The following is a 20,814-nucleotide window of genomic DNA, read 5'->3' as shown; positions in this document are numbered from 1 at the left end:
CTAATTAGTACTCACAATAAGGGGTTATTATTTTAGAACACAGTTAAGGGGACATTGATCTACCAACTTTTATGAAGTGGTAGATCAATGTCCCCTTTCAATATACAAGATACGTATGTTTCATTTCAGTCTGTTTGAATAAAGGTCAGTACCATGAATTACTAAATCCTTTTCGACGATATAAGTCCGCTGCATATATACGGTAAACATTTTCCGAAAACTGTAGCCAAGCAATAGCTAAGAACCAGCCGGCAATTGCAGATGCAACATTAGAGTTGGGTGCTAAAAGGGTCATCATAAACGTGCCTATCCAACAAAGTAGTAACAAAGTCTGACAAACAAATTGTAAAAAGTTATGTTGAATTTCTGGGATGATAATTAATAGTACATAAGAAATTAACAAGGTCATAAAAAATGTTGTATGAGCAGGATAAACTATTTTTGTACCATTAACCTCTAAATTGAAGAATAATGAAAGAACGTTAATCAATAGCCAACCACTTAAACTGGTCAATAAAATCCAAGTTGCGGGTATTTTAAATTTAAATCCCCATAAAAAGAATGCGATGACAAATATAAGTAAACCAGCAAGTAACCCATGACTAAAAATATAGGCTGGTTTCATGATGTTTTCTAACCAAGTAGGCACCACAGCTCTTGCAATTGAATGATCAATTTGTGAGAGTGTGTGCAAAAATCTCTGATGTCTATAAGTTAGTATTGAAATTACGATAAATAATATCAAACTAAGCATTAGCATCAGAAAACGTGTGCGTGATTTAGCTATAATCATAAGCCCGTACTCCTTTGACCATCTAAAAATTTTAGATGTTTAACTATGGTAATTTTATCATGTTTGTAATAAATAACCCATGGATACAGGCAATGCTTAATGACTCTTTTACTTTACCTAAAATATAACTTGACAAAGTAAAATGAATTCAGGTATATTTATGGTACAAATTAAATAGGATATAGAGGTTGCAACCAACAAAATTAGTCTAAAGGAGCTGACAGGTTAGGATTTTAGACGAAAGGGGCGGTTGCCGAAATGATGAGTGTGGTAATATTCATTGTTGGTGTGTACATTAATAGTGTGCGGACTGTCGCGGCAAAATAGTCGGCTGCGGAGAGCTATCGACAATACTAAAAACTAATGAGTTCCTAGTTTATACGATAGATGTGTAAACTAGGATTTTTTTTGTTTTTAAATGCGTTAGGCCTTTGTTTAGGAGGAATTATGGCAGATAATCAACAACAGACGGGTCATTTGAAAAGGACGATGAAAACGCGTCATCTCTCAATGATTGCATTAGGTGGGACGATTGGAACAGGGTTGTTTGTTGCATCAGGAGCAACAGTTTCTCAGGCTGGACCGTTAGGAGCTTTAACCGCTTATGCCGTGATTGGCGTAATGGTTTATTTCCTAATGACCAGTCTAGGAGAAATGGCAACTTATATGCCAGTTTCAGGTTCGTTCTCAGTTTATGCAGATCGCTTTGTTGATCCAGCATTTGGGTTTGCGATGGGATGGAATTACTGGTTTAATTGGGCCATCACAGTAGCTGTAGAAGCTGCTACCGTGGGGGTTGTTATGGGATTCTGGTTGCCCGATGTACCAAGTTGGATTTGGTCAACAATTGTCTTGGTTTTGATCACAGTGATTAATTTATTGTCCGCAAAAGCTTATGCTGAGACTGAATTTTGGATGGCAATGGTCAAAATTATCGCTGTTGTGGCATTTTTGATTGTTGGATTAATGACTATCTTAGGAATTATGTTTAAGCAGCCAGATATTGCCCGGAATCTTTCTGCTGGTGGCCATCATGGATTTATCGGTGGTTTTGGTGGTATTTTGTCAGTATTTATGGTTGCTGGATTCTCATTCCAAGGAACTGAGATGGTTGGTATTACAGCTGGCGAGTCAGAGACACCTGAAAAGTCAGTGCCTGCTGCAGTTAAGCAAATTTTCTGGCGAATCTTACTATTTTATATCTTGGCGATTTTCGTTATTGGTGCAGTTATTTACTATAAAGATCCAAATCTATTGCGTTCAAGTGAAACAAATATTGCAGTATCGCCATTTACGTTGGTCTTTAAATCTGCGGGATTGGCAGCAGCCGCTTCAATTATGAATGCAGTTATTTTGACGGCAGTGGTATCATCAGCTAATTCAGGGCTATATGCATCTACTCGTATGCTTTATTCAATGGCCATTGATGGTATGGCGCCAAAGATTTTTAAACGTGTGAATGTTCGTACGGGAATTCCTGTACCTGCAGTACTGGCAACCGTAGCTGTTGGCTTGTTTACGTACGTGACATCAATTTTTGGTCAAGGCTTGTATTATTACTTAGTTGCTGCTTCTGGGTTAACAGGATTTATTGCTTGGATCGGGGTTGCTATCTCTCATTACCGTTTCCGTCGTGCATTTGTTGCGCAAGGGAAAGATGTTGATAAATTACGTTATAAAGCAAAATGGTTCCCATTTGGACCAATTGTTGCGTTGGTATTATCGATTGTTGTTGTTCTTGGGCAAGATACAGCATCATTTAAGGGTTCGATTGCTGATTGGAACTGGCCAGGAATTATTACAACTTACTTAGCATTACCATTGTTCATTGTGTTGTATTTTGGTTACAAAATAAAGCACCACACAAAGTTGCGTAAGTTGACAGAAGTTGATTTAGAAACGCACGCACGACCATTAGATTAGATGAATATCTCACGGAGAGTGAGGCTTCAAACTTTTGAAACACGTTTATGCTATCAAACTTTCATGCTGATAATTAATACATTTTTAGCAAAAAGAAGTTGGAACAAATTCTTTTGTTCCAACTTCTTTTTTTATATAAAAAAATCACAAAATATATTCAAATTCATGTTAGCGCTTTATTAGTTAATATGAAAAGGTTCCTTTTGATAAGGGATGAAAAGTGTTCTACTGATGAAACAAATGAGAAGTTGAATTTGTATACAAAGAAAGTGATAAATAGTACAATGATTGCAGATAGATAGAAATAGCAATATCTTTTACTAAGGAGAAGTTTTTAATCATGAAGAAGACCAAGATTGTTTCAACGCTTGGACCAGCCAGCTCTGATGTAGAGACGATTACAAAAATAATCGAATCTGGCGCAAATGTTGTCCGTTTTAATTTTTCACATGGTGATCATGAGGAACATTTAGGACGAATGAATGCTGTTCGTGAGGCTGAAAAAGCAGCTGGCAAGAAGGTTGGTTTCTTGTTGGATACAAAGGGTGCTGAAATTCGTACCACTGTACAAGAGCCTGGTAAGATTGAATTTAATATTGGTGATGTTGTTCGTATTTCAATGGATGCTTCTATTGAAGGTACGAAAGAGAAAATTGCTGTAACATACCCAGGCTTGTTTGATGATGTTCATGTTGGTGGTCATGTCTTGTTTGATGATGGAAAGCTTGACATGGTTATCACTGAAAAAGATGATGCAAACAAGGAATTGGTAACTGAAGTTCAAAACCATGGTATTTTGGGTTCACGTAAAGGTGTTAACGCACCTGGTGTTTCAATTAACTTGCCTGGTATTACTGAAAAAGATGCGGATGACATTCGTTTCGGTTTGAAGAATGGTATTCAATATATCGCAGCTTCATTTGTTCGTAAGGCAGCCGATGTGCTTGAAATTCGTGAGTTGCTTACTGAATCACACCATGAAGAAGTTATGATCTTCCCAAAGATTGAATCACAAGAAGGAATTGATAACTTTGATGAAATTTTGGAAGTTTCTGATGGATTAATGATTGCTCGTGGTGACATGGGTGTTGAAATTCCAGCTGAAAATGTTCCTTTGGTACAAAAGAACTTGATTCGTCGTTTGAATGCTGCTGGAAAGCCAGTTATTACAGCAACGGATATGCTTGATTCAATGCAAGAGAATCCTCGTCCAACACGTGCGGAAGCATCTGACGTTGCTAACGCCGTATTTGATGGTACTGATGCAACGATGTTGTCAGGAGAATCTGCAAATGGTGCTTACCCAGTTGAAGCTGTTGCAACTATGGCACGCATTGATGAAAAAGCTGAAACATCATTGGCAATGAACGGTCGTCATGATGATGATCATTTTGACCCAACAGATGTTACTGAATCAGTTGCATCAGCAGTTGCTAATGCTGCTGGTAATTTGAATATCAAGGCTATTGTTGCAGCAACAAACTCAGGTTATACTGCAAAAATGATTTCAAAGTACCGCCCAAATGCAGACATTTTGGCATTAACTTTCACAGAAAATGTGCAACGTATGTTGAACATCTACTGGGGTGTGCAACCAACGATTGCAGAGCCAGTTGAGAATACTGATGCAATGATTGATTTGGCAAAGAAAGAAGCTGTTAAGTCTGGTCTTGCAAGTAAGGGTGATACGATTATCGTTACTGCAGGTATTCCTGTGACAACTTCAGGAACAACTAATTTGATGACTATTGTCACGATTGACTAATTAATTATCAAAATAAAATTAACATACCTAGTGATCAACTTAATTGGTTACTAGGTATGTTTTTGTTTGCTTGCACATAATGGGCGTCTGGGTTAATTTATGGTATTCTTAACCTAGTAAGAACATATTAAACGAGGGAAAATCATGAGTTGGCAAAAAATCATTGTAGAGACACAGACAGAGTCAATTGAAGCAATTAGTAATATATTAATGACACATGGTGCAGAAGGTGTAGAAATTGATGATTCTGCGGAATTAGATTATTATCAGCCATCTGATGCAACGGTAATGGTAAAAAAAGAAGATATTATTCACCGTTTGAATGGTGCAGCAGTGATTGGTTATTTTGCAAATGGTCTTGATTTACAGTCGTTGACGGCGTCTATTCAAATAGAAGTTAACCAATTATCTGATTTTGGATTGGATGCTCATCCAGGGACAGTTACAGTACAATCGGTAGCAGATGCAGATTGGGCAACTGAGTGGCAAAAGTACTATCACCCTGTTCGAGTTACTCGTCATATAACAATTGTACCCAAGTGGGAAGATTATCAACCAGTTCAAACTGATGAACAAGTTATTGTATTAGACCCAGGGATGGCATTTGGTACGGGAACGCACCCAACGACAAAACTAATGATTCAAGCATTAGAAGTTATCGTGCGTGGTGGTGAATCGGTGATTGATCTTGGAACTGGGTCAGGTGTTTTGGGAATTGCAGCCCGATTATTAGGAGCTGGCGAAATATTAGGAACGGACATTGATGAGGTTGCGGTTAAGTCGGCACAAGGCAATGTTGATTTAAATCCAAAAGCTGCTGACATGACGTTGATTGTTAGTGATTTGTTGAAAGATGTTCCGGAGAAGAAATATGATATCGTCATTGCCAACATGTTAGCTGAAGTCCTAGATATGTTGATTCCTAATGTTAATGATATTTTGCAACCAAATGGTCATTTATTATTATCTGGTATTTATTATGATAAACGTGATAAGATAATTGATGCGCTAACAGAGCAAGGGTTAGTTGTTGAACAATCAACAAAGTTGGGTGATTGGTATGGTATCATTGCAAAGCTTGAGGATGAGGAAGATTAATGCAAAGATATTTTTTGAATGAAATGCCAACAGGTAATGAATTTCGATTACCAGAAGAGGTGGCTCATCATTTCATAACAGTTTTGCGAAGTCGCGAAGGTGCGCAAGCAGAGTTTGTATTACCAAATCAACACGAGGTGATTGTTGCTAAGATTGTTAGGTTTGAAGCAGAACAGGCAATTATGGCGGTTATTTCACGACAAGAAACGAGTGTTGAATTACCAGTTGATACGACTATTGTTATTGGTTTGTCTAAAGGTGACAAACCTGAAATGGTTGTGCAAAAAGCGACAGAACTTGGTGCACACCATATTGTTGTGGTTGAGACAGCTTGGTCTGTTGTTCACTGGGGTCAAAAAGCAACCAAAAAATTAGTACGCTTGAATAAAATAGCTGCTGCAGCTGCTGAACAAGCGCATCGTTTGCGAATACCTGATGTCACTTATGAATCATCGTTAGACGGACTAATGATTGATGCTACAGTAAAATTAGTTGCTTGGGAAGAAAGTGCAAAGCAAGGTGAAACAGGTGAATTGGTGCGACAATTAAACCGATTACAACCAGATGATTCTGTATGCTTTTTATTTGGACCGGAAGGTGGTTTATCACCACAAGAAATTGATGTCTTGGTAGGGCAAGGTTTTGTGCCGGCTGGATTAGGTCCACGTATTTTGAGGGCAGAAACAGCGCCTCTATACGCTTTAAGCGTTTTAAGTTATGTTTTGGAATTAAATATATAGTAGTAAAATAGGAGTTTTTTATGAAAAGGTTCAATAAAACTTTTGATTGGCGTTTCTGGATTTTTATGCCGATTTTAGGCATACTTTTCCCATATATCATTAATTTGACGAAATTAACCGCTAATTTCAAAATTATCGTATCACTTTTTATTATTAATATGGTGTTTAGCATTGTAGCTGGCAGATTCTTGCGTCATACAGGTGCCTTTTGGGTGCTATTACTTGTTTGGCCAATTATATTTTTGATTTCGGTTTGGCTACAAATCAATTCTACATTTTATGGCTATTACCTTGCCTTGTTATATTTGATTTTAGAAATTTTTGCATTTACTAGTGGTCAAGAGGAAGAACTTGATATTGATAAGCAGATTCCCATTGATGGTGGATTTGGTGAAGTTTAATAACGCAACGTATTTTAATAAATATGTGCAAATATTTATAGAAGTTGGGACAAAAGAAAATGTTCCAACTTTTTTTATTGTCGCTGTTTCTATTTTTAATTAAAATAAGGCATTTTATCTCGCTTTCCTCCCCACTTCCTCCCACATCTTATTTAATTGAAAAGTCAGATATTTTAGTGTTCTAGATTGTTGTTAAAATTACGCATAATTGTAAACTTTATGTTAAAAAAGTCACTATATGCCGTTGTGTCAGTCTTTTTAGCAATAAATGTTTGAAAAAACAAGGTGGGAAGTGGTGGGGAAAGGTGGTTGAAAGTGGGATATTGTGGTAAATTAAATGTATTGAATTGTCGAATAGATTGGTAAATTGTACTTGTTACATGTCGAAGTTTAGAAAGGAGGAATTAGCTGATGTTTATGGGAACCTATCAACACTCATTAGATACAAAAAATCGGCTAATCATTCCTGCTAAATTTCGAAACCAATTAGGTGAGTCTTTTGTGATTACTAGATGGATGGATCATTCATTAAGAGCTTATACCCTTGAAGGATGGCAAGACTTTTCAAAAAAAATTAATGCGTTACCAGAAACTAATTCGAAGGCACGTCAATTTAAGCGATTTGTGTTCGGTGGTGCCCTTGAGGTTGAATTTGATAAACAAGGACGTATTAATCTCTCACAGACGCTACGTGATTATGCAAAAATCGAGAAAAATGTAACGGTTTTCGGTCTTGGAGATACAACCTTCGAACTATGGAGCACCGAGAAGTGGCAAGCTTATGAAGATGAAACAGCAGAAAACTTCGATGACATTGCGGATGGTTTAGAAGAGCTAGGGTTTTAATAGCTTCGTATTAGATTGAAAGGAACTGAAAGACCGATGACAGAGTTTAAACATGTAACAGTATTATTGCGAGAGGCAATTGATGGACTAAACGTCCAGCCTGACGGCGTATATGTTGATGCAACCCTAGGTGGTGGTGGCCATTCTAAATTATTAGCAAGTCGTTTATCTACCGGTAAATTGTGGTCATTTGATCAAGATGAAACGGCAATTACATATAACCAAGAACACCTGGCTGATGAGATAGCTGCTGGTAAGGTTGCATTTATCCAAGATAATTTTCGTCATTTGCATGATGCATTAATGGCTGAAGATGTTTCGACAATCGATGGAATTGTTTATGACCTAGGTGTATCTTCACCACAATTTGATGATGGGCAACGGGGCTTTTCATATAATTACGATGCACCATTAGATATGCGGATGGATCAATCTCAATCTCTAACAGCACGAACTGTTGTTAATGAATGGTCATTTCACGAATTGCTACGAATTTTTTCGCGTTATGGTGAAGAAAAATTTGCAAAACAGATTGCGAGAAAAATTGAGCATGAACGAGAAATAAAGCCAATTGAGACAACATTTGAATTAGTTAATATTATTAAGGATTCTATTCCAGCAGCAGCGAGAAGAAAGGGCGGTCATCCGGCCAAACGTACTTTTCAGGCAATTAGAATTGCGGTCAATGATGAATTGGGAGCGGTTGAGGAATCCTTAGCGCAAGCATTAGATATGTTAAATGTTCACGGTCGAATTGCCGTAATTACTTTCCACTCATTGGAAGATCGTTTAGTCAAAACAATGTTTAAAGAAAAAGTATCAATTCCAGATTTACCAGCTGGTTTACCTATTATTCCAGAAGAAATGCAGCCAGATTTTAAGTTAGTCGTCCGAAAGCCTATTTTGCCATCAGATGAAGAGTTAGCAACGAATCGACGTGCACATTCTGCCAAGTTACGAATCATAGAGCGTATTAAGTAAAACGATGGAGGAAGCCCCACTATGGATGGATTGCCAAAGTACAACAATAGCAATGTTGTAACAAAACAAATTAGTCGCCCAGAGACAAAGATTAAACATAAGACAGTTAAAAATGTGAAAATGGTAAAACCTAAGTGGGATACAGTAGATTTCATGATGGTTGGAGCGGCGGTCTTAACAGTTATTGTCATGGCTTTTTTAGTCATTTTTATGGCAAATAAAAGTGCAACAGCTAACACACAGTTGTCAACAACATCAGCACAGTTAGAGAAAGTGCGCAATAAGAATAATGATTTAAAGCAGGAAGTCAGTGATTTATCTAGCCCAGATCGTTTGAATAAAATTGCTGAAAAGAATGGGTTGAAACTCAATAATCAAAATATAAGGAACGTAAAGTAGCATGGTAAAAAAACAACGGATGCCAAAACGTGACCAATCGGATAAAAACAGTCGTAATACGGGAAGAATTTTGCTCATATTAATGATGTTGGTGCTGGTTGTGTTGGGGGTCCGTTTTTCTTATGTCGCCATCACAAAGGATGTGAGAGGGCATAGGTTAGACAAGGCCGCCCAGCTAATTTATCGTAGTCAAAACGAGATTCCAGCTAAACGTGGTGAAATATTTGATGCAGTTGGGAATCCACTGGCCGAATCTTCGACAACTTATACGCTAGTTGCTGTATTAGACAAAAGCCAAAAATCAGCAAAAGGTAAGCCAATGTATGTGAAGAAAAGCCAAGATAAAGTCGTAAGCGAGAAAATAGCTAGCGTACTTGGTGGGAAGGCACAAGCTTATGTGCAATCACTTAAAAGTGGTCGTAAGGACAAATTACAACAAGTACAATTTGGACAACTGGGTTCAAATTTAAATGTAAAAAAATATAAACAGTTAAAAGCTCTTAATATTCCGGGGTTATCTTTTGTGTCTAGTGAGTCACGTTTGTATCCAAATGGGACATTTGCATCAGATTTAATTGGTTTAACAAAAAATGAAAATAGTAGTGATGGCAAAGTGATTTCAGGAATAACTGGTATCGAACAGTCTTGGAATAAACAGTTAACTGGTCACAACGGTGTAAAAACAACTTCTTCTGATACGACCGATCGATCGGTTTCAAAGAAAAATCTGGCTGTAAAGAATGGTTATGATGTTTACACAACAATCAATACGAAATTACAGTCAACGTTAGAAAAAAGTATGCAAACACTTGCAGATGATATGAAGCCAAAAGCAGCAGTTGCCGTGGTTATGGATACAAAAACTGGTAAGATTGTGGCAACAACACAACGGCCATCTTATAATGCGACGACAGGTGAAGGTATTGGAGATCTTTGGACAAACCAATTATATGGCACTGCTTTTGAACCAGGATCCGTTTTGAAGGGAATAACCCTAGCTTCAGCAATTGATTCTGGTAATTGGAATGAGAACGACACCTATGAATCAGGTACTTTAAAGATTGGTGATAAGAAAGTTACTGATTGGAACAACGGAGAAGGCTGGGGACGCATTACGTATGGACGAGGAATTGCTGAGTCATCTAATGTGGCGATGGCCTTAACTGAGCAAAAAATGGGTGCACAAACTTGGCGTAAGTATTTGAATCGATTCAAGTTTTTAAAACCAACGAAAACAGGATTTAGTGATGAAGCACGAGGTAGTATGCAATTCCAATATCCTATTGAACAAGCAAATACGGCGTTTGGTCAGGCAATTTCTGTCACACCATTACAGATGATGCAAGCATACTCAGCAATTGCAAATAATGGTAAAGAACTACAACCACAAATTATCGAAAAAATTGTTGACCCGAATACCAATAGAGTGGTTTCACAACCGAAAACAAAAGTTGTGGCAAAGCCAATTAGCAAGGCGAGCGCAAAAGATACTCGTAAACAGTTGGAAGATGTTATCTATTCACAATACGGATTGGGAAAAATGTATGCTATTCCGAATGTCCGTACAACTGGTAAGTCTGGAACTGCTCAAATTGCCACTTCAACGGGTTACTCTACACCTGGTGATAATACGAATGAAATTCATTCATGGATGGGGATGGCACCTTCAAATAATCCACGATATATGATGTATATTGTGACAAAACAGCCACAACAAAACACGGATAATATTTCCACTGATATGGCAAATGTTTTCAAGACAGTGATGACCCAAGCTTTGGATATGTCTGAAAGCGATAATAAGGTAGTTGTTAGTGCAAATCAAGAAGTTAGTGTGCCAACAGTTGTTGGTGGCTCAACAAAAGAATCCACTAAAGAGATGAAGTCTAATCGTTTAACACCAATTGTGATGGGTGATGGTCAGACTGTTAAAGGACAATCAATAACTGGTGGTAAAAAATCGATTGTTGGTCAACAAATTTTTTTGAATACAGGTAAAAATATTGCTGTTCCTGACATGCGTGGTTGGGCAAAAAGTGATGTATTAGCATGGGCAGAACTAGCGAAAATCAAGGTGAACATTAGTGGTACTGGTTTTGTTTCGACACAATCAGTGAAGGCAAATTCAAAATTGTCTGATGGTTATCATGAAATTACGGTAGAATTTAAAGAGCCTAAAACATCAAACTAAGCATATAGGTGAGTGAGAGGAGTAGTCGAATGTCGACTTTTTTAGTAGGACTTTTATTTAGTCTAATTGTTACGGTACTTGTGGTACCTCGTCTACGAGATTGGTTTAAAAAAATTAAAGTAGCCCAGATGGTTATGCGTACTGGTGAACATGAACCTGATCATGCTGCGAAGGCTGGGACACCAACAATGGGTGGTGCGGGATTTATTCCAGTTGTTGTGATTGGTTTTATTATTTTAGCGTTAATCACTAAAAATACTTCTTCAACAGGCTGGGCAACTTTGATTGCGATTGTGGTCTTTGCAATTGTGGGTGCTTTTGATGATAGCATCAAAGTTTTCAATCATCGTGATGAAGGATTACGCTTTTTGCCTAAGCTTTTTGCAGAAATTGCTGCAGCAATTCTAGGGGTTGTTGTGTTGGCTTTAGGTAAATTTGATTTTTTCCTCAGCCTACCATTTGGTTTAGGAGAATGGCATAGTGTGATTGTTTACACATTATTTACTATTTTCTGGCTTGTCGGTTGGTCTAATGCAACTAATTTAACGGACGGGTTAGATGGCTTAGCATCAGGAACAGCGATTATCGCTTATGTCGCCTATTTAGTGATTGCTATCGTGCAAGGCGATATGACAATGGTCTTATTGGATGGATTAATGATTGGTGCCTTGCTTGGCTTCATGTTCTTTAACCATTATCCAGCAACGATTTTTATGGGTGATACAGGATCATTGGCATTAGGAGCCGGTTTAGCAATGAACTCACTGGTACTTCATCACGAATGGTCGATACTAATCATTGGGTTTGTATTTATGGTTGAGACCCTAAGTGTCATTATTCAAGTAACAAGTTTTCATTTCTTTAAGAAACGAATTTTTTTGATGACACCTATTCATCATAGTTTTGAAAAAGGTGGTTTAACGGGTAACACAGAGAAACCATGGAATGAATGGCAAGTTAATTTCTTCTTTTGGGGAATTGGCCTAATTATGGCAGTTATTTATCTGCTTATCTGGTTCTTATAAAAATAATGGGGTGTGATTCCCCATATACATATCTTAAGAAAAAAAGGGGCTCTTAATAATGGATAAACATGTATTAATAATTGGATTTGCTCGTTCTGGAGCAGCTGCAGCCAATCTATTACAAAATGAAGGCGCTCAAGTGATTGTTTCGGATCCTAAGCTGGATAGCACGGATAAAAAAGTAATGACATTAAAGGAAAAGGGCGTGCAATTTACGACTGATCAGTCAGTGGCATTACTTAATGATATAGACTTAATTGTAAAAAATCCGGGAATTCCATACACAATTCCTATACTAACTGCTGCAGAAGAACGACATATTCCAATTGTGGTTGAAGTAGCCCTTGCTCAAAAATATATTCAAGAAAATTGGATTGCGGTCACTGGTTCAAATGGTAAGACAACGACGACGGAAATGATTGCATCAGTTCTAAGAACGCAAACAGGCGATGGCCATGTATTGGTTGCCGGAAATATTGGCACTCCTGTTAGTGAAGTAGCTCCTAAAATGCTAAAGGATGATGTATTAGTGACGGAATTATCTTCTTTCCAACTAACAGGTATGCCAGCACCAAAACCACATATCGCTGTGTTGACAAATATTTTTGCTTCACATTTGAATTTTCATGGGACACGGGAAAATTACGTTGCTGCTAAAATGAATATTACAAAGCACCAAACAGCAGCTGATTTTTTTGTTGTTAACTATGATAATGAAGAATGGCGTCATTTAGCTGAACAGACAAACGCAACGATTGTTCCGTTTTCAAGAAAAGGTGTCAGTGAAGCTGGTGCTTATTTGAAAAATGGTAGTTTGTACTATAAAGAAGAATTTATCATTGCGGCTGATGAATTAGGCGTTCCTGGTACACATAATATTGAAAACGCACTTGCTGCAATTGCAGTCGGTAAATTAATGAGGGTTGAGACTACCAATATTGCTGGTGCATTAAGGAGCTTTTCTGGTGTTGAACATCGGCTACAATTTATCGGCAACTTCTACGATCGGCCAGTGTATAATGATTCCAAAGCAACTGATATTGAAGCGACAGAGATGGCTTTATCTGGATTTAATGTGCCAGTAATATTATTGGCTGGTGGATTGGATCGAGGGGATGATCAGATGAGACTGTTATCGGCAATGAAACAACATGTTAAAGGTTTGATTGTTTTTGGTGAAACAGCTGAGAAGTTGGCAGCGGTTGGTAAGAAAATAGGTATTCCGGTGCTTTATGCCAAAGATGCGCCTAGCGCCGTAAAACCAGCTTTTGAGTTAAGTGAAGCTGGTGAAGTTATTCTATTGTCTCCTGCTGCTGCATCATGGGATCAATTTCCTAATTTTGAAACCAGAGGGAATTTATTTGTCGACGCCGTGAAAAAGTTTAAGTTTTAAACATAAGAATTAGGGAGGATTAGCTATGCGTATTATTGTATCTGGTGGTGGCACAGGTGGTCACATTTATCCAGCTTTAGCCACTGTTCAGCGCTTAAAAGCATTAGAACCTGATACTGAGGTTTTGTATATTGGTAGCGAACGCGGGTTAGAAGGTAGCATTGTACCCAAAGCAGGTTTCAAGTTCAAATCATTGAAGGTTCAAGGGTTCCATCGATCACTCTCGCTTGATAATTTTAAAACGATCTACCTATTTTTAAAGGCAACACGTGAAGCCAAAAAATATCTAGTCGCTTTTAAACCAGATGTTGTTGTTGGTACAGGGGGCTATGTTTCAGGTCCGGTATTATATGCGGCCCAACAAATGGGTATCCCTACTGTTATTCACGAACAAAATTCTGTGGTTGGTGTAACAAATAAGTTTTTGGCACGAAAGGTGACCAAAGTTGGGGTTGCCTTTCCGGCAGCTTTACCAGCTTTTAAAGCCAACTTGGCAACAATTGTAGGAAATCCAAGAGCACAAGAAGTCGTTGATGGGCAGGGTAGCTTTGATTGGGAAAAACTAGGATTAGTGCCTGATAAGCCATCAGTACTTGTTTTTGGTGGCTCACAAGGAGCAATTAAAATCAATGCTTCAATGGTTGAAGCATTGCCAAACTTTGCTGATAAGCCATATCAAGTTATCTTTGTAACTGGATCTAAAAGATTTGATGATGTGCAACAAGAAATGCGAACTAAAAATATCGTGCCAGCGGATAACGTGGCTGTTGTACCATACATTAGTAACATGCCACAATTAATGCCAAGAGTGTCTCTAGTGGTTGGAAGAGCGGGTGCCACAAGTTTGGCTGAACAAACAGCTTTAGGAAAACCAATGATTCTTATTCCAAGTCCATATGTAACAAATGATCACCAAACAAAAAATGCACGTAGTTTGGCAAATGCTGGTGCAGCAGAAATGATTACAGAAGAATCGTTATCTGGTACAACATTGTTTGGAACAATTGATCAACTAATGACAGATGAAAAACAGCGGCAATTAATGGCAGAAGCAGCCATGAAAATGGGTGTTCCTGATGCGGCGGACCAATTTATCGCACTAATTAAGAGCGTTATTAAGTAAAATAAAGTATTTCTGTGAGGAGATTGTAGGAGGTTACGATGACTGATAAAAAAGAAAATCCGCATAACGACAGCGACAATGCGAATTCCTCTGATATTCAGGCACATTTAGATGCTTTATTATCAGGGAAGGTTGAGTCATCAAAGCCAAAGCGGTCAAAAAAAACAGATGAAACACATTCTCAATCCGAACCAACGCAAGTAAATAACGTTAAGAGATCTGAAGAAAAACAAGATAAACCAAGTGCTATTACAACGGTTGATGAAGAAAAGATTAAATCTTCAAAGCGCCCACACTTGAAAAGAACACCATTGTTATTTGCTCATGAATGGGCAGCGATTAAAACCATTGTTATTTTAGTGATTATGGCTGCAGGTTTGATTTACCTCATTTCACCAAATGGACAGGTCCAACGTTATGAAGTTGTCGGTACTCATGAACTTTCTGATAAAACGGTATTGAACGCAGCAGGATTGAGAACAGGCCAATCATTGCTAGCGACAGTAAATCAGAGTGATTATTTTAGTCAAGAGGCTAAACGTAAAAATCCACAAATCAATCATCTGAAATTATCAATAAAATCAGATAATACTTTACAGGTCAAGGTCGACGAAATTGTAAAAGTCGGCTATGTTAAGGCTGGTAATAAATATTATCCAATATTAGAGAATGGCAGTATGTTGAATCAAGGGCTAAGTAACCAACAGGTAGGTGGGTTGCCATTATACGATGGTTTCACGTCTGATAAACAGTTACGCAAAACGTTAGCGGAATTTGGTAAACTTTCCGATCCATTAAGACATGCAGTATCGGAAATAGTTTGGTCACCAAATAGTCAAAACAATCAACGTTTATTGATTTATATGAATGATGGTAATGAAGTGCTAATTAGCGCAGATGAATTATCAAAGAAGATGAAGTACTATCCAGGTATGGTGGCACAATTAAAACAAACCGGGGTAGCAGATTTACAAGTTGGTGCATATTTTAAACCATATGATTAATAAAACTGGGTGCAGGTCTGGAAGAATGCCCCCAAAGTATGGTATTATTCTTAAAGAATTGTTTATTTATTTAAACATTTTGTATGGTAGTCAAAGGAGGAATTAAGATGGCCAACCATGGATTAATTGTTGGTCTTGATGTTGGGACTAACACCATTAAAGTGCTAGCAGCAGATGTTAGAGATCAACAGGCTAATATTGTAGCGGTTGGTCGATCTGTTGCACACGGTGTAAAGAAGGGCGTTGTTGTTGATATTGATGCAACAGCGACCGATATTCGTCAAGCAGTAGCACAAATAAACGAGCAGACTGAGCAACCGATAACTGAAGTTGTTGCGAGTTTACCTGCAAGCAACATTCAAATTCAACACGTAAAAGGTACTGTTACAGTACAAGATAGTCAACATATTTCGTATGAAGATGTTGCTAATACTGTACAGGAAGCAATTAAGATACAATTGCCTTCAGACCGTGAAGTAGTTGAGTTAATTCCGACTGAGTTTGTAGTCGATGATTTTGATGGCATCCAAGATCCAAATGATATGGTGGGCATGCGTTTGGCAATGCATGGTATTGCCTACACGGCGCCAAGAAATGTCATGGGGAACTTGCGCCTTGCCATTAATAAGGCTGGACTACAGCTTCGTGATTTTGTTTTGGCACCATTGGCATATAGTAAGACATTGCTGGATGATGGCCAACAAGAATTTGGCACAATTTTGTTAGATATGGGTGCTGGACAAACTTCAGCAACTGTTGTTCATGAGCATCAATTAAAGTTTTTGTCATCATTCCCTGCAGGAAGCGACAACATTTCTCGAGATATTAGTGCAGTCCTTGAATTGGGACTACATGATGCAGATATGTTAAAGCTTGATTCGGGATTTGCTTTGTCAAAGTTAGCTCAAGAGGAAAATCAGCTGGTTATCAAGAAGGTCAGTGCTGAAGAACCTGAACAAATTTCAGAAACGTTATTAGCACAAATTATTGAAGCAAGAGTTATGCAAATCTTAGGAAAGCTTGGTGAAAAGCTAGACTTGGTTGGTGCATTTCAAATGCCAGGTGGCGTTATCGTAACGGGTGGTGGTGCTGCTCTACGTGGCATGACACAAGCCATTCATGAAACTTATAACGTTCAGACAAAATTATTTACACCTGATGATATTGGACTACGCCATCCTGGTTATGCTGGCGCATGGGCGTTAGTACACTATGCTGCACAGCAAACACCAATTCAATTAATTGTAAAACAAGCTTTATATGGGCTACCACTTATTGTTCTCGGACAGCCTAGTATGGGAGCACAGTTGCCTCGTGATAGACGCAATGAAAAGAAAAAGCAAAAGGTCGAACAACAACGTGCCCCTCAAAATGAACCTGAAAAGGCCGAGTCGACTGAAGTAACTGATGAAGAACAACCTAAGAAGAAAAATAGGATTAAGAATTTCTTTGCGGAGTTCTTTGACTAATTCATAAATTAACTAAAAAGGAGCTCAATATGGATTTGCAAATGGACATGAACCAAGAATACGGTGCAACGATTAAGGTCATCGGAGTTGGTGGCGGTGGTGGAAATGCCGTAAACCAAATGGTAACTGATGGTGTAGAAGGTGTGGAGTTTATCGTTGCTAACACTGATGCACAAGCTCTTGATCGTTCTTCAGCAGAAAATAAGATCCAAATTGGATCAAAAGCCACTCGTGGATTAGGTGCGGGTGCACGTCCTGAAGTTGGTGAAGCAGCAGCTAAGGAAAGCGAACAAGAACTAACTGAAGCACTACAAGGTGCTGACATGGTCTTTGTTACCGCTGGAATGGGTGGTGGTACTGGAACTGGTGCTGCTCCTGTCATTGCCAAGATTGCTAAGGATTCTGGCGCGCTAACGATTGGTGTTGTGACACGTCCATTCTCTTTTGAAGGACCAAGACGTGGAAAGTCTGCAGCCGAGGGATTAGCTAAACTAAAAGATAACGTCGATACGTTGATTGTTATTGCCAACAATAATTTGTTACAAATTGTTGATAAAAAGGCACCTATCATGGAAGCCTTCAAGATGGTCGATGACGTCCTACTACAGGGTGTGTCAGGAATTTCAGATTTGATTACCAAGCCGGGTATTATTAATCTTGACTTTGCGGATGTTAAGACTGCAATGGCCGGTCAAGGGACTGCTTTGATGGGAATTGGTTCTGCATCAGGGGAGAATCGTGCTGCCGAGGCAACTCGTAAAGCAATTGCTTCACCTTTGCTAGAAGCAAAAATTGAAGGGGCAACAAATGTGTTGCTTTCCGTTAAGGGTGGTGCTGATATGTCATTGTTCGAGGCTCAAGAAGCTTCTGAAACAATTGCACAAGCATCAGGAACAGACGTTGATATTATCTTTGGTACAACCATTGATATGGAAATGGAAGGTGATTTGGTTGTCACAGTTATCGCAACTGGTATTGATCGTCCACAGACACCGCGACCAGAAATAAACTTAGGATCTAACCAACAAGCTAGTCCATTCCAAGCTGTTTCAGAACAACCAATGCAACAAGCACAACCACAAGCACAACAGCCAGTGGTCAACAATGATCCGTTTGCTGATTGGGGAACACCTTCTGAACAATCTCAAGCACCACAACAACAAAGTGCACCTGTACAGTCAGCTGCACCAGCTCAACAATCAGCACCGTCACAACCAAGCTCATCTGATGAAGAAATTGAGCGCCCAGCTTACTTCAATTGGATGAAGCGTGGTGACAAGTAAGGAGACTGGTCATGGCATTTAAGTTTAAAGATTATATTTTTGGCGTCGATGATAATTATTATTATGAAGATGAAGATTCCGAAAGTAGTCAAGAAGACCAAAAGGCAGCTAATTTTGCGGAGTCAAATAACAATGCGACTCGACCAACCAATGAACGACGTGCAAATGTTATTAAAATGGATGGTTCAAGAGATGATCCAGCTAAAATCGCCTTGTATGAACCACGTACATATGCAGATGCCCAGACAATTGCGACGCAATTACTTGGTGGTGAAGCCGTTATTGTCAACTTGGGATCAATCGATGAAAATACAGGTAAGCGTATTTTAGATTACCTGGGTGGTACAGCATTTGCAGTTGATGGTACAATTGAGCGAGTTGGTGAAAGAATCTTTTTGGCAACCCCGCATAACTTCGAGATTTCGGGAACAATTTCTCAAAATCTCGGACAACAATTTAATTAATAGGTGGTAATATGTTAACAATCCTTGGATTATTAAATTTGCTACTTCGAGCACTAGAATTTATAATCGTTATTTGGGTTTTGATGTCTTGGTTACCTGGGGCACAACAATCATCATTGGGTCAATTACTAGGTCGAATATCAGGGCTAATTTTGAATCCATTACGACGATTTATACCAGTTATTGGCATAATTGATTTAACACCATTGGTTGGATTGATTCTATTGCAAGCAGCTGAAATGGGATTGCAAGCAATTGCTCGAACAATGATATAGAGAAGATTATGGTTGATAATGTAGCACAACATTTCCGCCCTAATGAAGCCACGTTTCTTAATTTAGCGGAAGGCTTGGTTCGTCAGGTATTGGATGAATATCGTCCAGTCTTGACGAATTTTTTAAACCCAAGAGAGATTTATATTCTAAAAACTTTGGTTAATCAGCAAGATGATTTAAAAGTATTTCAATATGGTGGCTATCAAAATGCGGAAAATCAAAGATTATTGATTGCACCAAATTATTATGAGCCAATACAAGATGATTTTGATTTAATGGTTATTCAAATTAAGTATCCTGAAAAATTTGCAACGTTACATCATAGTACAATTTTGGGTACTTTCATGCACAATGGTATTGCACGGCAAAGTATTGGTGATATTATTAAGGGTGAGGCTGAAACGTGGTATTTTGTCGCTACCAAGGCGATAGGGACATTTATTTTAAGGCATCTAGATCATATTGGTAAAGCAAAGGTTCGTTTTGAAGAAGTGATGGCGAATCAAATCGTTGTAGTTGATGATGAATGGACAATTATTAATACGACAGTTAGTTCTTTACGACTAGATAGTATCGTCGCAAATGGGTATAATATTTCTAGGAACCATGCGAAGCAGATGATTGAGCATGACTTAGTGCGTGTTAATTGGACTGATATTAATAAGCCCGATTATGTTCTAGCAGTTAATGATTTAGTCTCTGTACGAAAGTATGGTCGTCTAAAAATTGACGAGCTTAATGGCTTAACTAAAAAAGATAAATGGCGAATAACAATGGCAGTCATTAAAAAATAGATTGGAGAAATCTCATGGCATTGACCCCACAAGAAATTCATGCAAAAGAATTCACAACAAGTCGTAGCAAATGGTATGATAAGTCGGAAGTTTCTGACTTTTTGGATCAAATTGTGACTGACTATGATGCTTTGATGCAAGAAAATCAAACATTGAAGACACAATTAGCAGAAGCTGATGCAAATGCTAAGCAAGTTGAAGAGATGAAACAATCTGTTAATTCATCTATTCTAATTGCACAAGAGGCTGCAGATCGCTTGAAGAAGCAGACAGAAGCCGAGGCAGAAGCAACTTTGCAACAAGCACAAACAGAAGCTCAAAAAATTGTGATGGAAGCAAATGCAAAAGCAAATGCACTACTAACTGATTCACAAACTAAAAATGAAGCACTTGTTGCCGAAAAAGAAGGTTTGGATAAAGAGATGGGCGCCTTCAAATCAAAGATTGAGGGATTGCTTCGTGCACAGTTGGACATGATACAAACTGATGAGTGGGCAGCTTTCCAACAACCAGCTGCATATCAAGAACCATCAGCAACAGCTGGTTCTGAACCAGCTTCAGAGGCAGCTGTTTCAGAGGATAGTGCTGAAACAGTTGTTATTTTCCCAGAATCAAGTGAAGATTCAGAAAATTTCTTGAATAAGGATAAGTAATTAGTTATTATAGATATCGTAAAGTTTCTGACCAAAAAATATAATTTATTCTAACCAGCGACTTAGGAAATGGTGTAAGCCTAAGATAGTGACGAATTATATCTATCAGCAGAGAATCAGTACACATACATGTTGAAGAGGCAATTTACAAGTGTAAATTGTGAATTCGGGTGGTACCACGGTTAAAACGTCCC

General features: G+C 38.3%; 20 protein-coding genes and 1 riboswitch. Of the genes, 19 read left to right on the top strand and 1 reads right to left on the bottom strand.

Going from position 1 to position 20,814, the window contains the following annotated elements; translation table 11 throughout:
* Nucleotides 1–145: 145 nt before the first annotated feature.
* Entirely contained in the window at nt 146–793 is a 648-nt protein-coding gene (locus HMPREF0877_RS06750; RefSeq protein WP_002828560.1) for a hypothetical protein, read from the bottom strand.
* Nucleotides 794–967: 174 nt separating this feature from the next.
* Nucleotides 968–1,145, top strand: a riboswitch (Lysine riboswitch).
* A 95-nt stretch (nt 1,146–1,240) separates the two neighbouring features.
* Here HMPREF0877_RS06750 and HMPREF0877_RS06745 point away from each other — a divergent pair.
* The 19 genes from HMPREF0877_RS06745 to HMPREF0877_RS06655 all read left to right on the top strand — a co-directional run bounded on the left by HMPREF0877_RS06745 (nt 1,241) and on the right by HMPREF0877_RS06655 (nt 20,620).
* Complete coding sequence (locus HMPREF0877_RS06745) at nt 1,241–2,716, top strand: amino acid permease (RefSeq protein WP_040760867.1); 1,476 nt, start codon at nt 1,241–1,243, stop codon at nt 2,714–2,716.
* Between the two features lie 340 nt (nt 2,717–3,056).
* Complete coding sequence (gene pyk, locus HMPREF0877_RS06740) at nt 3,057–4,481, top strand: pyruvate kinase (protein WP_002828557.1); 1,425 nt, start codon at nt 3,057–3,059, stop codon at nt 4,479–4,481.
* 144 nt (nt 4,482–4,625) lie between these two features.
* The gene (prmA, locus tag HMPREF0877_RS06735; protein WP_002828556.1) at nt 4,626–5,579 is read left to right on the top strand and encodes a 50S ribosomal protein L11 methyltransferase; all 954 of its coding nucleotides are present in this window, start codon (nt 4,626–4,628) and stop codon (nt 5,577–5,579) included.
* Nucleotides 5,579–6,319 (top strand): RsmE family RNA methyltransferase, encoded by a 741-nt coding sequence (locus HMPREF0877_RS06730; protein ID WP_002828555.1) that lies wholly within the window; start codon nt 5,579–5,581, stop codon nt 6,317–6,319. The genes prmA and HMPREF0877_RS06730 overlap by 1 nt, the downstream gene beginning before the upstream one ends.
* Before the next feature lie 20 nt (nt 6,320–6,339).
* Nucleotides 6,340–6,720, top strand: a complete 381-nt coding sequence (locus tag HMPREF0877_RS06725; RefSeq protein WP_002828553.1) for a hypothetical protein — start codon at nt 6,340–6,342, stop codon at nt 6,718–6,720.
* A gap of 411 nt (nt 6,721–7,131) precedes the next feature.
* Entirely contained in the window at nt 7,132–7,566 is a 435-nt protein-coding gene (gene mraZ, locus HMPREF0877_RS06720; protein ID WP_002828552.1) for a division/cell wall cluster transcriptional repressor MraZ, read from the top strand.
* Nucleotides 7,567–7,602: 36 nt separating this feature from the next.
* The gene (rsmH, locus tag HMPREF0877_RS06715; RefSeq protein ID WP_002828551.1) at nt 7,603–8,547 is read left to right on the top strand and encodes a 16S rRNA (cytosine(1402)-N(4))-methyltransferase RsmH; all 945 of its coding nucleotides are present in this window, start codon (nt 7,603–7,605) and stop codon (nt 8,545–8,547) included.
* 21 nt (nt 8,548–8,568) lie between these two features.
* Nucleotides 8,569–8,946, top strand: a complete 378-nt coding sequence (ftsL, locus tag HMPREF0877_RS06710; protein WP_002828550.1) for a cell division protein FtsL — start codon at nt 8,569–8,571, stop codon at nt 8,944–8,946.
* A gap of 1 nt (nt 8,947) precedes the next feature.
* On the top strand, nt 8,948–11,137 hold the full coding sequence (locus HMPREF0877_RS06705) for a penicillin-binding protein (protein ID WP_002828549.1): 2,190 nt from the start codon (nt 8,948–8,950) through the stop codon (nt 11,135–11,137).
* A gap of 29 nt (nt 11,138–11,166) precedes the next feature.
* Complete coding sequence (mraY, locus tag HMPREF0877_RS06700) at nt 11,167–12,162, top strand: phospho-N-acetylmuramoyl-pentapeptide-transferase (RefSeq protein WP_002828548.1); 996 nt, start codon at nt 11,167–11,169, stop codon at nt 12,160–12,162.
* Nucleotides 12,163–12,220: 58 nt separating this feature from the next.
* Complete coding sequence (murD, locus tag HMPREF0877_RS06695) at nt 12,221–13,555, top strand: UDP-N-acetylmuramoyl-L-alanine--D-glutamate ligase (RefSeq protein ID WP_002828547.1); 1,335 nt, start codon at nt 12,221–12,223, stop codon at nt 13,553–13,555.
* A gap of 25 nt (nt 13,556–13,580) precedes the next feature.
* Nucleotides 13,581–14,678, top strand: coding sequence for an undecaprenyldiphospho-muramoylpentapeptide beta-N-acetylglucosaminyltransferase (murG, locus tag HMPREF0877_RS06690; RefSeq protein ID WP_002828546.1), 1,098 nt, complete (start codon nt 13,581–13,583; stop codon nt 14,676–14,678).
* Between the two features lie 38 nt (nt 14,679–14,716).
* Nucleotides 14,717–15,682 carry a cell division protein FtsQ/DivIB gene (locus HMPREF0877_RS06685; protein ID WP_002828545.1) on the top strand — a complete coding sequence of 322 codons (966 nt, stop codon included), beginning with the start codon at nt 14,717–14,719 and terminating at the stop codon, nt 15,680–15,682.
* A gap of 107 nt (nt 15,683–15,789) precedes the next feature.
* On the top strand, nt 15,790–17,151 hold the full coding sequence (gene ftsA, locus HMPREF0877_RS06680) for a cell division protein FtsA (protein ID WP_040760862.1): 1,362 nt from the start codon (nt 15,790–15,792) through the stop codon (nt 17,149–17,151).
* Nucleotides 17,152–17,180: 29 nt separating this feature from the next.
* Entirely contained in the window at nt 17,181–18,434 is a 1,254-nt protein-coding gene (ftsZ, locus tag HMPREF0877_RS06675; protein ID WP_002828543.1) for a cell division protein FtsZ, read from the top strand.
* Nucleotides 18,435–18,445: 11 nt separating this feature from the next.
* Entirely contained in the window at nt 18,446–18,898 is a 453-nt protein-coding gene (locus HMPREF0877_RS06670; RefSeq protein ID WP_002828540.1) for a cell division protein SepF, read from the top strand.
* 11 nt (nt 18,899–18,909) lie between these two features.
* On the top strand, nt 18,910–19,173 hold the full coding sequence (locus HMPREF0877_RS06665; protein WP_002828539.1) for a YggT family protein: 264 nt from the start codon (nt 18,910–18,912) through the stop codon (nt 19,171–19,173).
* 8 nt (nt 19,174–19,181) lie between these two features.
* The gene (locus HMPREF0877_RS06660; protein WP_002828538.1) at nt 19,182–19,967 is read left to right on the top strand and encodes a YlmH family RNA-binding protein; all 786 of its coding nucleotides are present in this window, start codon (nt 19,182–19,184) and stop codon (nt 19,965–19,967) included.
* Nucleotides 19,968–19,981: 14 nt separating this feature from the next.
* Entirely contained in the window at nt 19,982–20,620 is a 639-nt protein-coding gene (locus HMPREF0877_RS06655) for a DivIVA domain-containing protein (protein ID WP_002828537.1), read from the top strand.
* Nucleotides 20,621–20,814 lie beyond the last annotated feature (194 nt).

Origin of the sequence: Weissella paramesenteroides ATCC 33313 (genome assembly GCF_000160575.1) — a bacterium.
In the GTDB taxonomy this organism is placed as follows: domain Bacteria; phylum Bacillota; class Bacilli; order Lactobacillales; family Lactobacillaceae; genus Weissella; species Weissella paramesenteroides.
This window is presented reverse-complemented; position numbering and strand designations above follow the sequence as displayed.

Coding starts and splice junctions, on each gene's coding strand:
- murG (WP_002828546.1), top strand. CDS start 13,581: ATGCGTATTATTGTATCTGGTGGTGGCACAGGTGGTCACATTTATCCA.
- ftsL (WP_002828550.1), top strand. CDS start 8,569: ATGGATGGATTGCCAAAGTACAACAATAGCAATGTTGTAACAAAACAA.
- HMPREF0877_RS06670 (WP_002828540.1), top strand. CDS start 18,446: ATGGCATTTAAGTTTAAAGATTATATTTTTGGCGTCGATGATAATTAT.
- prmA (WP_002828556.1), top strand. CDS start 4,626: ATGAGTTGGCAAAAAATCATTGTAGAGACACAGACAGAGTCAATTGAA.
- mraZ (WP_002828552.1), top strand. CDS start 7,132: ATGTTTATGGGAACCTATCAACACTCATTAGATACAAAAAATCGGCTA.
- HMPREF0877_RS06725 (WP_002828553.1), top strand. CDS start 6,340: ATGAAAAGGTTCAATAAAACTTTTGATTGGCGTTTCTGGATTTTTATG.
- HMPREF0877_RS06685 (WP_002828545.1), top strand. CDS start 14,717: ATGACTGATAAAAAAGAAAATCCGCATAACGACAGCGACAATGCGAAT.
- HMPREF0877_RS06660 (WP_002828538.1), top strand. CDS start 19,182: ATGGTTGATAATGTAGCACAACATTTCCGCCCTAATGAAGCCACGTTT.
- mraY (WP_002828548.1), top strand. CDS start 11,167: ATGTCGACTTTTTTAGTAGGACTTTTATTTAGTCTAATTGTTACGGTA.
- HMPREF0877_RS06750 (WP_002828560.1), bottom strand. CDS start 793: ATGATTATAGCTAAATCACGCACACGTTTTCTGATGCTAATGCTTAGT.
- HMPREF0877_RS06665 (WP_002828539.1), top strand. CDS start 18,910: ATGTTAACAATCCTTGGATTATTAAATTTGCTACTTCGAGCACTAGAA.
- HMPREF0877_RS06655 (WP_002828537.1), top strand. CDS start 19,982: ATGGCATTGACCCCACAAGAAATTCATGCAAAAGAATTCACAACAAGT.
- HMPREF0877_RS06745 (WP_040760867.1), top strand. CDS start 1,241: ATGGCAGATAATCAACAACAGACGGGTCATTTGAAAAGGACGATGAAA.
- murD (WP_002828547.1), top strand. CDS start 12,221: ATGGATAAACATGTATTAATAATTGGATTTGCTCGTTCTGGAGCAGCT.
- ftsZ (WP_002828543.1), top strand. CDS start 17,181: ATGGATTTGCAAATGGACATGAACCAAGAATACGGTGCAACGATTAAG.
- HMPREF0877_RS06730 (WP_002828555.1), top strand. CDS start 5,579: ATGCAAAGATATTTTTTGAATGAAATGCCAACAGGTAATGAATTTCGA.
- ftsA (WP_040760862.1), top strand. CDS start 15,790: ATGGCCAACCATGGATTAATTGTTGGTCTTGATGTTGGGACTAACACC.
- HMPREF0877_RS06705 (WP_002828549.1), top strand. CDS start 8,948: ATGGTAAAAAAACAACGGATGCCAAAACGTGACCAATCGGATAAAAAC.
- pyk (WP_002828557.1), top strand. CDS start 3,057: ATGAAGAAGACCAAGATTGTTTCAACGCTTGGACCAGCCAGCTCTGAT.
- rsmH (WP_002828551.1), top strand. CDS start 7,603: ATGACAGAGTTTAAACATGTAACAGTATTATTGCGAGAGGCAATTGAT.